The following is a 12,775-nucleotide window of genomic DNA, read 5'->3' on the forward strand; positions in this document are numbered from 1 at the left end:
AGAGGTGAGCTGGAGCTTTTTAGGGCTCCAGCCAGCTGTCCAGTGCCAGGATATCTTCCGGACTCAGGCTGCCGACTACCTGTTTGAACTGAAACAGGGTGCTGACGTGGTCGTAACGGGCATTGGCGTAGTTCAATCTGGCCTGATACAGCGCGTTTTCCGCATCGAGTACATCGACCACGTTGCGCGTACCTACCGAGAACCCCTCCTCAGTGGCCTGCAGTGCCGTTTCCCTGGACGTGATGCTCTGGGCGCGGGCCTTGACGCTCTCTACGCTGGTGTTGAGGTCGCGTAGCAGTGAGCGGGTCTGCTCGATCAGGTTACGCCGCTGGTCCTCAAGGCTGAACAGGGCGGCCTGGTTGCGCAGGTCGGCCTCGCTGATGCTGGAGCTCAGTGAACCGCCGGTATAAAGCGGTACGGATAGCGACAGTGCAATGCTGTTGTTATCGTTCCAGTCGCCACGTTGAGTGCTTTCTCCGTTTTGCATCTCCAGCGTCACCTTGGGCAGTCGTTCGGCTCTGGCGGCTTGGAGAGTGCGGCGGGTGGCGTCCTGATTGTACTGGCTGACGCGAAAATCCAGGTTGTCCTGCAGCGCGCGTTCAAGCCAGGATTCGGGAGAGTTCGGGCTGACCGACTGAATCGGGTATTCGCTTTTGAGCGGCGAAACCTGTTCGATCCCGCTACCGCCCAGACGTTCAACCGCCTCGAAGCTATTGCGCAGGGCGCCCTGGGCATCGATCAGCTGTACTGCCGCATCATCATAGGACGCCTGGGCGTCGAGCACATCGGTGATGGCGATCAGGCCGACGTCGAATTGGGCATTTACCTGGTCCAGGCGGCGTTTCAGCGCACGCTCCTGGGCCTGTGCCAGGTCCAGCGCGCTCTGCGCCCGCAGTACATTGAGATAGATGTCGACAGTGCGCTGGATCAGTGACTGCTGCGCCAGTGCAAATTCGGTTTGCGCCTTTTCGTCGAGTACCTGGCCGCGCCGGAAGTTGAACCAGCTGCTGGCATCGAATACCGGCTGGCTTAGTGCCAGGCTGTAGCCGTGGCTGTTTCCGTCGAAAGTGCGGGTGTCGGTGCGGGTCGTATCGGCGCTGAGGCCGACCTGTGGCAGCAGTGCGGCACGTGACTGCGGTAGCGCTTCGCGGTCAGCGTTGTAGGTAGCTTCTGCCGTCTTTAGCTGCGGATCGTTCGCCAGTGCGCGCAGGTAAAGATCGTGCAGGGCTCCGGCTTGGCTCGAGCTCGACCCGAGAGCGGTCAGTAGTGTGGTGGTCAGTAACCATCTTCTCGATCTCAACACTTCTCTATTGCGCATTGTCTGTTCCCTGAGTTTCGTTGCGTACCGTTTTTGCCTGGCGCAGACGGCGGTCGCTCAGCAGCATTAAGTCATCGCTGCTGCCGCTGGTTTCCAATAGGTTGGCGATACCTGCGCTGGCACTAAATTTGTCCAGACCCGGCAGTTTACGCATTTCCTGTTCTATTTCGATCAGGCGCTTTTGTAGCGGCGGTGGATCCTGACGATAAGGCATTAATACGACAAATTCATCTCCGCCGAAGCGAAAAACCCTATCCTCCGGTCGGCAGATCTGGCTCAACTTCTGAGCAAAGGTGCGAAGTACGTCATCGCCAAAGGTTGTGCCTTTGAGCTGATTGATCGATGACAGGCCGTTGATATCGAGCATCGCCATTTCGCAGTTCTGACCGTATTGCTGATAGTGCTCCTCGAACGCCTCCAGAGTGGCGTCGAAGGCGGCGCGACCGGACAGTCCTGTGAGCTCATCGAGCGGATGATCGAGAGGAGTGGGTAACTCCTTGCCGGGCTCCCTCCCGTTCATTGCCAGATGGCAGGCGAGCAGGTCTGCCGAGATTGCCAGCAATCTGGCTGAGAGCGCCAGACTGGCGGTGTCGGGCTTGCCCCATGCGCAGAGAATGCCGACGGCCTGACCGCCGGTTAGTTCCACCCGTTGCATCAATGTTACCGCAGGCGGGTCGTTCCGGAATAACCTGTCCTGTGGGTACAGTTCGGCGGGATTGAACAGGATCAATTGCTCGTTTCCGCCACCGTACAGCTCGGCTGCGGCACTGTCGGTTAGGGAAAGTTGCTCTGGGGAGTTGAGCTTGCCTGCGTGCCAGTGCCCGAGCAGTTCGTCCGTGCTCGCCGATTTGTGCTTGATGGCGGCGCAGTGGCTCCAGTTCAGCGCAGGGCCAAGAATGGACGCGGTCGTTAACCAGGGATCGCCGCCCTCCGCCAGTGCGGGGAGAAGGCTGCGAATCAGTCGCTTCTCGCTGTCGTCGCGGATACAAGAGGTGCCGATGAGCAGGCGCTGATGCTTGGCGTGGAGTAATTCGAACAGGTAGCCGTCGAGCAGCATTGGACCTGGCTCGCCGGCGATCGCGTGATCGATCAAGCGTTGGCGATTATCGTCCGACAGTGAGGCGAAGGATCGGTTGTGCCATTCGGCGGTGTCATCTCTGACAAGTGCGACGGGATGTTCGGCCGTTTTGAACAGTTCGGTGATGATGCGGGTTTTCAACACCGGGGCTCCATTGCAGCGGGTGGGACAGCGGGAGAGGGCTCCCGCTGTCTGGACATCAGCTGTTGAGTGCCTTCGCGATACGTCCAATCGCGTCTTTAAGCACATCCATGCTGGTGGCGAATGACAGGCGCAAGTTGCCCGGTGCGCCGAAGGCGGAGCCCGGTACCAGTGCGACGCCCGCTTCGGTCAGCAGGTACTCGGCGAGCGCGATATCATCGGCAAACTCTGGACGGGCGTCGATCACTTTCTGGAAGCTGGGGAACGCATAGAAAGTACCATCCGCCGGAATGCACTCGACCCCTTCGATCTCGTTCAGTGCCGATACGACGTAATCGTGACGCTCCTTGAACGCCTTGACCATCTCCTTGACGCACTCCTGATCCCCCTCGAGGGCGGCCTGTGAGGCGACCTGGGAGATTGAGGTCGGGTTCGAGGTGCTCTGCGACTGGACCTTTTTCATGGCGCCAATCAGCTTGGCGGGACCAGCGGCATAGCCGATGCGCCATCCGGTCATCGAGTAGGCCTTGGAGACGCCGTTGAGCACGATGGTGCGCTCGTAGAGATCCGGGCAGGCGTTGAGGATGTTGCAGAACGGCTTGTCGCCGAACAGGATGTGTTCGTACATGTCATCCGTGGCGATCAGCACATCCGGGTGGCGACGCAGGACTTCGCCCAGTGCCGCCAGCTCTTCCAGGGTGTAGGCAACGCCGGTCGGGTTGGACGGGCTGTTCAGGACTACCAGGCGGGTACGCGGCGTAATCGCTGCTTCCAGCTGCTGTGGGCTGATCTTGAAGCGCTGCTCCTGAGTGGTGGTGACAATGACCGGCTTGCCGTCTGAGACCAGCACCATATCCGGGTAGGAAACCCAGTAGGGTGCAGGAATGATGACCTCGTCGCCCGGGTTGATCAGCGCCAGTGACAGGTTGAAGAAGCTCTGTTTGCCGCCACAGGAAACCAGGATCTGGTTCGCTTCATACTTCAGGCCGTTATCGCGCTCGAACTTGGCGATGATCGCCTTCTTCAGCGCCGGAGTACCATCAACGGCGGTGTACTTGGTGAAACCGCTATTGATCGCGTCGATGGCGGCCTGTTTGATATGAGCCGGAGTGTCGAAGTCCGGTTCGCCGGCGCCAAGACCGATAATGTTCTGTCCCGCGGCGCGCAGTTCAGCGGCACGGTTGGTGACCGCCAGTGTCGGCGAGGGTTTGATGCTGTTTACGCGGTTGGAGAGTTGCACGTCCAAGCCTAGGTTCCTCTTGCTATCAGTGCCCGAAATCGTCATGAAGTGTAACTCGCAGAGCATACAGGATTAAGGATCCACTCTAAATCCCTGTTGTCGTAAAAAACGGATCAACAGGTGACTTTAGTGAATTAAGTTGCCGATAAGAAATCCGCGCGTGCTCGTTATTGGTCACCGGGAAGCGAATGCTTTGCACAGGCGTTACGCGTTATACTTCCGGGTTCGCTTGAATGCAGGATAGATGGATGAAAGAGAGATTCAAGGTCAGCTCTCCGTTTGAGCCGGCGGGTGACCAGCCGAAAGCGATCGCGCAGCTGGTCGATGGTCTGGAGTCGGGACTGGCGGCGCAGACGCTGCTTGGTGTGACCGGCTCGGGCAAAACGTTCACCATGGCCCACGTTATTGCCGCTGTGCAGCGGCCGACCATCATCCTTGCCCACAACAAAACGCTGGCCGCACAGCTTTATGGAGAGTTCCGCGAGTTCTTTCCGGACAACTCGGTGGAGTATTTCGTCTCCTATTACGACTACTACCAGCCCGAAGCCTATGTGCCATCGTCCGATACGTTTATCGAGAAGGATGCTTCGATCAATGATCATATCGAGCAGATGCGGCTGTCGGCGACCAAGGCGCTGATGGAGCGGGAGGATGCGATTATCGTCGCCACCGTCTCCTCGATCTACGGTTTGGGCGACCCGAAATCCTATCTGTCGATGATGTTGCACCTCGACCGCGGTGACGAGATCGACCAGCGCGCTCTGCTGCGCAGGCTCGCGGAGCTGCAGTACACCCGCAATGATGTCGAGTTGCATCGTGGTACCTATCGGGTGCGTGGCGATGTCATCGACGTGTTTCCGGCGGAATCGGAGAAGGAAGCGATCCGTATCGAACTGTTTGACGCGGAGATCGAGCAGATCAGCTATTTCGATCCGTTGACCGGTGAAGTGCTGCAGAAGGTGCCGCGCGCCACCATCTATCCGAAGACTCATTACGTAACACCACGGGAGGTGCTGCTGGAGGCGGTAGACCATATCAAGGAGGAGTTGCGCGAGCGTCTCAAGCAGATGCGCGACAACAACAAGCTGGTCGAGGCGCAGCGTCTGGAGCAGCGCACCCTGTACGATATCGAGATGATACTGGAACTCGGCTACTGCTCGGGTATCGAGAACTACTCACGCTACCTGTCCGGCCGCGGGCCGGGCGAGCCGCCGCCGACCCTGTTTGAATACCTGCCCGACAACGCGCTGGTGATCATCGACGAATCCCATGTCACCATTCCGCAGCTCGGTGCCATGTACCGGGGGGATCGCTCGCGTAAGGAGACGCTGGTTGAATACGGCTTCCGCCTTCCCTCGGCGCTGGATAACCGACCGCTGAAGTTCGAGGAGTGGGAACGACTGGCACCTCAGATGGTGTTTGTCTCGGCGACGCCGAGCAAGTACGAAGCGGCGCATGCCGAACAGGTGGTTGAGCAGGTGGTTCGACCGACCGGCCTGGTCGATCCGGTGGTCGAGGTGCGCCCGGCATCGACGCAGGTAGACGATCTGCTTTCCGAGATTCGCCTTGTCGCAGCGCGCAACGAACGCGTGGTAGTGACCGTCCTGACCAAGCGGATGGCGGAGGACCTGACCGAGTTTCTAGCCGAACACGATGTCCGGGTGCGTTACCTGCACTCCGACATTGACACCGTCGAGCGGGTCGAGATCATCCGTGATCTGCGCATCGGCGAGTTCGATGTACTGGTGGGGATCAACCTGCTGCGTGAGGGGATCGACATGCCGGAGGTGGCACTGGTGGCGATACTCGATGCCGACAAGGAGGGTTTCCTGCGCTCCGAAACCTCAATGATTCAGACCATCGGTCGTGCCGCGCGTAACGTGAACGGACGTGCGATTCTCTATGCTGATCGCATGACCGGTTCCATGGAGCGTGCGATCGGCGAGACCGAGCGCCGTCGTGACAAGCAGGTCGCCTTCAACGAGGCGCACGGCATTACGCCGCGCGGCATTGTCAAATCGATAGCCGATATCATGGAAGGCGCGAACATTCCCGGCCGTAAGGGCGGGCGGAGTGGGCGTAAGGTCGCCGAGCCTGAAACCAGTTATCGGGTGGATGAGGGCAAGCTGAGCGCTCAGGAGCTGGCGCGGACTATCAATCAACTGGAAGACCGAATGTACGAGGCGGCGCGTAATCTGGAGTTTGAAAAAGCGGCTCAGTTGCGCGATGAACTGGAGCGTTTAAAACACGCGTCGATGCCTTAATCGCCGCATCCGGGCTTGTATTGCACTGGCGTTGTGTTAAAAAGTGGTTTCATTGCGACTAAAGTCGCAAAATACGGACAGGACTCATTTGGGGGGCCCAGAGTGGGCTAGAGAAATGTCCGAAAAGATCCCGCCAAGGAGCGGGCGAATTATTATAAAGTTGTCACAAGGGAACATCCATGTCCTATCTGAAGCTCGGGTTCAAACAGAATCTGCTACTCGTGGTTATTCTCACGATTCTCGGTTTCGCGGCTCTCGTTACACTTTCGATAACCTCTCTCAATAAACAGAGCACGGCGGCCGAACAGGTCGATCTGCTCGGGCGCTGGGTTATCGATCTGAGTAATCTCAAATCCGAGGTTTCCAACGTTTCGCGCCTGGATGGCGAGCGCGCGGTCGGTGCGCTTGCATCCTTGCAGGAGCAGCAGGCGGGGGTGCTCAACACGCTGGTTGAGCAAGGAATGGATAAGGCTGAGACCTTGCAGGCAACTCTGGATAGCTGGGTCGATGCCAAGAAGCGGCTGCTGGAAACAACCAAAGCGATCGGTACCTCCAATGAAGAGGGGCAGCGTGCGGCGGTGAACCAGGAGATGGACGCATTTGAGCGGACGCTATTCTCCTTTATGCGTCAGCCGTTCAGGGTACTGAAGGAGAGCGTCTCCCAGGTAATCGAACAGCGTACCCCGGAAAGTTTCGCCGCCTACAAGGAAGCCGCAGCAGGTTTGAGAACCAGTTTGGTCGAGCTCGATTTTCTCGAAACCTTTGATGAACCGCTGACCAAAATCGAAACGGAAATGGATAAGTTGATCGTGTTGCTGGAGCAGCAGAATGCGGTCGCATCGGAGTCCGAGCAATACCTGGTCAGCCTGAATGAAGAGGTGGCCAGCGATCTGGAATTTGTGCTCGCTGAACTCGCAACTGCGCGCAACGGCGCCAACGAAGCCAGCGGCAAGGCACGGATGACCATCCTGATTGCCGGTGCTGTCGTATCATTGATTATCTTTATTCTGCTGATGAACACCTGGCGAAAGTCGACCCGCGCGCTCACTGCCACGCTGGATTCCCTGGAAAAGGTGGCGGCGGGTGATCTGCAGCTGCGCCTGCCGGTAAGCGAAGGGCGCCAGGATGAGTTCGATCGATTGGGCGCTGCTGTCAATAATCTGACCGAACAGCTGGGTGGCGTGCTTAACGGTGTCAAAGGCAGCAGCGAACAGCTGCAGCGTATGTCCTCAGAGCTCAGTCAGACTCTGAAGGTTCAGATCACCGAAAGCGAGCAGACAGAATCGGAAACCAGCTCGGTAGCGGCGGCCGCGGAAGAGATCAGCCAGACCGTAATGGAGATGGCGAACGCCTCGGAGGAGACCAACAGGCTGTCCAATCAGGCTCAGGATGCGACCGAGAAGGGCGGGGCGGTGATTACCGGTGCGCTGGGCTCGCTGGAGCGGATCTCCGAACTGTTTGCCCGTATTCATGATCAGCTGAATGACCTCAATGCGGCTTCTGGGCGTGTTGACGGTGTCACCGACATGATCAACGGATTGGCTGAGCAGACCAACCTGCTGGCGTTGAACGCGGCGATCGAAGCGGCACGCGCCGGTGAGGCGGGGCGTGGTTTCTCTGTTGTGGCGGATGAAGTTCGGGCACTGGCGGAGAAGACCGTGTCGGCGACCTCCAGCATCAACGAGATCAACAACAATATGCAGGTCCAGATGAAGCAGATTCTGGCAGCGATGGAGAATGGACAGAACCAGGTTAGCGACAGTCGTAGTCAGGGTGGCGAGGCGATTCAGGAGATGAGTCACATCCGCTCACTCTTTGGCGAGGTCAGCGATCGCAATCAGCAGCAAGCGGCGAGCATCGAGCAGATCTCCGCTACCGCGCAGTCGATTGCCCACAGCATGAATGCAGTACTGGATAACGTATCCCGTGGCTCCGAACGTAGTCGTGAGATCGGCAGCTTCTCGTCGGATGTAGTCGGGCATGCACGCGGACTGCAGGAGATGGTTTCCCGTTTCCGCTGCTAGTTGGCAGACGGTAGAGTAACCAAGAGGGCGGCTTAGCAATAAGCCGCCCTCTTGGTTTGGGGCTGACTTCAAGCTACCTACGTAAAAATACGTAGAGGTGTTTGCGTGTTGTTTCGGAGTGGTACCGCGTAATTACGGGTTGGTTTGCGCGCTATTGCGAATAGGTCTGGCCAGTTGACCTTTGCGATACTGAAAATCGCTTTATCAGTGTCTAAGCTGATTTGGTGAACCCCAATATAAAAGGACATAAGAACAATGTTGAAACTGACGTTTGCCCGTAAGTTGATTGCGGCTGCAGCTGTAGCTGCTGCTGTTATCGCGCCGGCCCAGGCCGCAGAGAAAACCTATCGCCTGAAATTGGCCGAGACCTGGCCGACCAACTTCGGCGTGTTCAGCCACCCCGCTCGCGAAATGGCGCAGTTGGCCGAACAGATGTCCAACGGTCGCCTGAAGATTGAGATTGATACAGCCAACAAGCACAAGTCCGCATTCGGCGTGTTTGATATGGTCCGCGCCGGTCAGTACGACATGGGCCACTCCGCGTCCTACTACTGGAAGGGCAAGGTACCCAATACCCTGTTCTTCACCACCATGCCGTTTGGCATGACCGCAACCGAGCAGTATGGCTGGTTCTACTTCGGTGGCGGTATGGACCTGATGCAAAAGGTGTATGAACCCTTTGGCCTGATCTCGGTACCCGGCGGCAACACCGGTATGCAGATGGGTGGTTGGTTCCGCAAGGAGATCAACTCGGTTGAGGACCTCAACGGGCTGAAAATGCGTATTCCGGGTTTCGCCGGTGAGGTACTGGCCAAGCTGGGCGCAAGCCCGACCAACATCGCACCGGGTGAGCTCTACACCTCGCTGGAGCGCGGCACCATCGACGCGCTGGAGTGGGTCGGCCCGTCCATGGACCTGCGTATGGGCTTCCACAAGATTGCGCCTTACTACTACACCGGTTGGCATGAACCAGGTACTGAGCTGCAGTTCCTGATCAACAAGAAGAAGTTCGACAGCCTGCCGGAAGATCTGCAGAAGATCCTGATGACCGCGATGAAGGTGTCTGCCTACAACATGACCATCGAATCGCACCATGCGTCGGCTGAGAACTGGTTTAACATGAAGACTGAGTTCCCCGACGTACAAGTAAAGAACTTCCCGCCTGAAGTTATCGCTGCGCTGAAGAAAGCCAACGATGAACTGCTGGTAGAAGCCGCGGCAGCCGATCCTCTGGCCAAGGAGATCATCGACTCCCAGACCGGGTATCAGAAACTGATCCGCGTCTGGACCGATATCGGCGAGCGCGCCTATCTCAACAGCATGGCTGAGGAGTAAACTCTGCCCTGCGGGAGCCCAGCCTCGGCTGCGGCTCCCACGCCTCGTTGAAACTCACCCCTCGGGCCATGAGGTCGCTGACCATGTTTCTGTTACGTCTTGAACAGACGATTGATCGGTTTTCCGATCTGCTTGGCAAGATCGCCGCCATCCTCTTTGTGCTGATGCTGTTCAACGTATTCTACGACGTTGTATCCCGCTACCTGTTCAACGCCGTCTCTATCGGCATGCAGGAGATGGAGTGGCATCTGTTCGCTGCCATGTTCATGCTTGGCATCCCCTTTACCTTGCGCGCCGGTGGGCATGTGCGGGTTGATGTGATCTATGAAGGTCTCGCCCTGCGTAAGAAAGCCTGGATCGATCTGGTGTGTACGCTGGTATTTTTGATCCCCTTCTGCCTGCTGGTGGCGTGGTATGGTGTCGACTTCGCGCGCGAGTCGTTCCAGCTTGGTGAGGGTTCTGGTGATCCGGGTGGATTGCCCTATCGCTGGGTCATCAAATCGGTGATCCCGTTCGCTATGTTTTTCAACTTCATCAGCGGTATTGGGCTGATGCTGCGTTCGATCAATATCCTGGCGGGTCGTCACCAGGATGATGACTATACGCCGGTTCAACATTAAGCAGACGGGGTCCAGATAATGATCGGTATTATCATGTTTTTTGCCGCCCTGCTGATGTTGCTGGTCGGCTTTCCGGTTGCGTACACCTTCGGTGGTGTGGCGCTGATCTTCGGTGTCTTTGCTGAAGGTCCCGATATATTCGCTTTCATGCCGTTCCGCATTCAGAGCATCATGGAAAACGTGACGCTGATGGCGGTCCCGCTGTTTATCTTCATGGGTATTGTGCTGCAGCGTACCCGTCTGGCCGAGCAGCTGCTCGAGTCGATGGGTCAGCTGTTTGGCGGGGTGCGTGGCGGTCTGGCGATCTCCACCGTGCTCGTAGGTGCGCTGCTTGCGGCGTCTACCGGTGTGGTTGGAGCCTCCGTCGTCGCGATGGGCTTGATCTCGCTGCCGGTGATGATGAAGTACAACTACGACAAACGACTTGCCTGCGGCACCATCTGTGCCTCCGGTACGCTGGGGCAGATCATCCCGCCATCGATTATCCTGATCATTCTGGGTGATGTGCTGGGTATTCCGGTTGGAGACCTGTTCAAAGCTGCCGTTATTCCGGGTGCGGTTTTGGTGGGTGCTTATCTGATCTACATTCTGGTGATCGCCTGGGCCAAGCCGGAGATGGCGCCGACAATACCGCGTGACGACTCGCTTAACCGCAAGCAGTTCTACATCAAGGCGATCTCGTCTATCGTACCGCCGCTGGCACTGGTACTTGTGGTACTGGGTTCGATCTTCGCCGGTATCGCCACGCCGACGGAATCCGCGGCTCTGGGTGGTGTCGGTGCGCTGGTGCTGGCGATTCTTTACCGTCAGTTCAGTGTCAAGATGGTGATGGAAGCGTCGGTCGAAACGGTCAAGGTCACCGCGATGGTGTTTGCCATCCTGCTCGGTGCGACCGCCTTCTCCATGGCGTTCAGCTACACCGGCGGCGATTATATCGTCGAAGAGGTGTTGTCCAATCTGCCGGGCGGTGCAACCGGCTTCCTGATCCTGTCAATGATCGCTATTCTGATCCTTGGTTTCTTCATCGATTTCGTCGAGATCGCGTTCATCATCGTGCCGATTCTGGCGCCGGTGGCGGATCTGCTCGGCATTGCGCCGCTCTGGTTCGCGATACTGATTGCAATGAACCTGCAGACCAGCTTCCTGACCCCGCCCTTCGGTTTCTCGCTGTTCTACCTCAAGGGTGTGGCACCGCGGGAAGTCACAACCATGGATATCTACAAAGGGGTCATGCCGTTCATCCTGATCCAGATTATCATCGTGATATCAATCATGGTTTTGCCGAGCTGGTACGGTCTGGTATAAACAGACAGTTCAACAGGCACGGAAAAGCCGGGTGTGGGAAACCACAGCCGGCTTCTCTGTTTCTGGTCTAAAGGAATATCTAACCCCATGACGCTTAAAATAAAAATAATGTTGCTTGCGATCCTGCCGATGGTGCTGGTGACCTCATTCACCACCTGGCTGGGAAGTAAGGGTGTGCGGCTGCTATCGGAGCAGGAGATCGAAATATTCGAGCAGAGCCTGCTGGAGTCGAAGCGGCGCGAGCTGCGCCACTACGTCGATATCGCACAGACGCTGATTCGGCAGGTGATCGTCGAGTCTGGCGAGGACAGGGACAAGGCCCAGGCCGAGGTGAAACAGATCCTTCACGATATGACTTTTGGTGACGATGGCTACTTCTTTGCCTACGACGCTGAGGGCGTCAACCTGGTGCACCCCATCCAGCCCGAACTTGTGGGGCAGAACCTGATCGATATTCAGGACCGCAATGGTGTCTATGTCATCCGTGAGTTAATGCAGGCGGCTTCCGAGGGCGGGGGCTACCGGCACTACCTGTGGCAGAAACCCTCGCGCGAAGAGATCGAGGAGAAGATCAGCTACGTGGTGAGGATTCCCGAATGGGGCTGGATGATTGGGACCGGGCTGTATATCGACGATATCAGTGCCGAGGTCAACAAGATCCGCAGTGAGGTGAGCCGCAATATTCGCGAGAACTCCTTTACCGTCAGCGTTATCGTGCTGGGTACTATGCTGTTGATCGTGCTGGTCGGGGTGGCGATCAACCTGCATGAAAGCCGCCTGGCCGATGTGCGCCTGCGCTCGTTGGCGCAGCGTTCGATACTGTTTCACGTCAATGAGCGGCGACGCTTTTCCCGGGAGTTGCATGATGGCATCAACCAGCTGATGGTGTCGGTGCTGTATCGTATGGAACTGGCGCAGCGTCGCTTGTCTGCAGGCGACAGTAAGGGTTTGGAGGACTTGGATGCCGGGCGCCAGGTCCTCAATGAAGCGATTCAGGAGGTGCGACGTATCTCCCACGATCTGCGTCCGAGTATCCTCGACGATCTTGGCCTGGAGTCGGCACTGGGCAATCTGCTAGAACAGTTCTCCGAGCGTACCGGGGTGCGGATCAAGCGTGAAATCAGTTTGCCCGAGAAGCGATTGCCCGAGGATATCGAGATGACGCTATATCGATTGATCCAGGAAGCGCTGACCAATGTGGAGCGTCACGCCGATGCCAGCGAGATGATGCTTAGCCTAGACCATCAACGAAATGTGGTCAGGCTGGATCTGCGCGATAATGGTAGAGGCTTTGAGCCCTCTTCGAACAAGCATGTGCTGGGTATCGGCCTGCGCAATATGCGTGAGCGAGTAGAGTTGCTCGGCGGTCAGTACCGGCTCGATACTGATCTGGGTGAGGGGACTCGGATTCGGGTTCGGCTACCGGTCAAGTCGGCGCAGGCATGAGGAG

At 57.5% G+C, this 12,775-nt stretch carries 9 protein-coding genes; 6 read left to right on the forward strand and 3 right to left on the reverse strand.

What is annotated here, in order from left to right; translation table 11 throughout:
- Window positions 1-19 precede the first annotated feature (19 nt).
- From IEX40_RS14785 to IEX40_RS14795, 3 genes are read right to left on the reverse strand one after another with little or no spacing between them, the layout of a single operon-like run.
- Entirely contained in the window at window positions 20-1,318 is a 1,299-nt protein-coding gene (locus IEX40_RS14785) for a TolC family outer membrane protein (RefSeq protein WP_188749633.1), read from the reverse strand.
- Window positions 1,308-2,537, reverse strand: a complete 1,230-nt coding sequence (locus IEX40_RS14790) for a GGDEF domain-containing protein (protein ID WP_188749636.1) — start codon at window positions 2,535-2,537, stop codon at window positions 1,308-1,310. Before IEX40_RS14790 ends, IEX40_RS14785 begins: the two co-directional genes overlap by 11 nt.
- 58 nt (window positions 2,538-2,595) lie before the next feature.
- Window positions 2,596-3,783 (reverse strand): pyridoxal phosphate-dependent aminotransferase, encoded by a 1,188-nt coding sequence (locus IEX40_RS14795; protein ID WP_188749638.1) that lies wholly within the window; start codon window positions 3,781-3,783, stop codon window positions 2,596-2,598.
- Window positions 3,784-4,025: 242 nt separating this feature from the next.
- Between IEX40_RS14795 and uvrB the strand changes: the two genes are divergently transcribed.
- From uvrB to IEX40_RS14825, 6 genes are all read left to right on the forward strand, one after another.
- Complete coding sequence (uvrB, locus tag IEX40_RS14800) at window positions 4,026-6,041, forward strand: excinuclease ABC subunit UvrB (RefSeq protein ID WP_188749640.1); 2,016 nt, start codon at window positions 4,026-4,028, stop codon at window positions 6,039-6,041.
- A 179-nt stretch (window positions 6,042-6,220) separates the two neighbouring features.
- Window positions 6,221-8,065 (forward strand): methyl-accepting chemotaxis protein, encoded by a 1,845-nt coding sequence (locus IEX40_RS14805; protein ID WP_188749642.1) that lies wholly within the window; start codon window positions 6,221-6,223, stop codon window positions 8,063-8,065.
- Window positions 8,066-8,320: 255 nt separating this feature from the next.
- Window positions 8,321-9,400: a TRAP transporter substrate-binding protein gene (locus tag IEX40_RS14810; protein ID WP_188749644.1), complete on the forward strand. Its 1,080-nt coding sequence runs from the start codon at window positions 8,321-8,323 to the stop codon at window positions 9,398-9,400.
- Window positions 9,401-9,483: 83 nt separating this feature from the next.
- Window positions 9,484-10,020: a TRAP transporter small permease subunit gene (locus IEX40_RS14815; RefSeq protein ID WP_229680776.1), complete on the forward strand. Its 537-nt coding sequence runs from the start codon at window positions 9,484-9,486 to the stop codon at window positions 10,018-10,020.
- Window positions 10,021-10,038: 18 nt separating this feature from the next.
- A complete protein-coding gene (locus IEX40_RS14820; RefSeq protein WP_188749645.1) occupies window positions 10,039-11,325 on the forward strand; it encodes a TRAP transporter large permease in 1,287 nt (428 codons plus the stop codon).
- 87 nt (window positions 11,326-11,412) lie between these two features.
- Window positions 11,413-12,771, forward strand: a complete 1,359-nt coding sequence (locus tag IEX40_RS14825; protein WP_188749647.1) for a cache domain-containing protein — start codon at window positions 11,413-11,415, stop codon at window positions 12,769-12,771.
- Window positions 12,772-12,775: the final 4 nt, after the last annotated feature.

Origin of the sequence: Marinobacterium zhoushanense, assembly GCF_014641945.1 — a bacterium.
Classification (GTDB): domain Bacteria; phylum Pseudomonadota; class Gammaproteobacteria; order Pseudomonadales; family Balneatricaceae; genus Marinobacterium_D; species Marinobacterium_D zhoushanense.

Bases quoted from the DNA above. Each gene is read 5' to 3' on its own strand.
- IEX40_RS14785 (WP_188749633.1), bottom strand. From the start codon at position 1,318: ATGCGCAATAGAGAAGTGTTGAGATCGAGAAGATGGTTACTGACCACC.
- uvrB (WP_188749640.1), top strand. From the start codon at position 4,026: ATGAAAGAGAGATTCAAGGTCAGCTCTCCGTTTGAGCCGGCGGGTGAC.
- IEX40_RS14805 (WP_188749642.1), top strand. From the start codon at position 6,221: ATGTCCTATCTGAAGCTCGGGTTCAAACAGAATCTGCTACTCGTGGTT.
- IEX40_RS14810 (WP_188749644.1), top strand. From the start codon at position 8,321: ATGTTGAAACTGACGTTTGCCCGTAAGTTGATTGCGGCTGCAGCTGTA.
- IEX40_RS14815 (WP_229680776.1), top strand. From the start codon at position 9,484: ATGTTTCTGTTACGTCTTGAACAGACGATTGATCGGTTTTCCGATCTG.
- IEX40_RS14820 (WP_188749645.1), top strand. From the start codon at position 10,039: ATGATCGGTATTATCATGTTTTTTGCCGCCCTGCTGATGTTGCTGGTC.
- IEX40_RS14825 (WP_188749647.1), top strand. From the start codon at position 11,413: ATGACGCTTAAAATAAAAATAATGTTGCTTGCGATCCTGCCGATGGTG.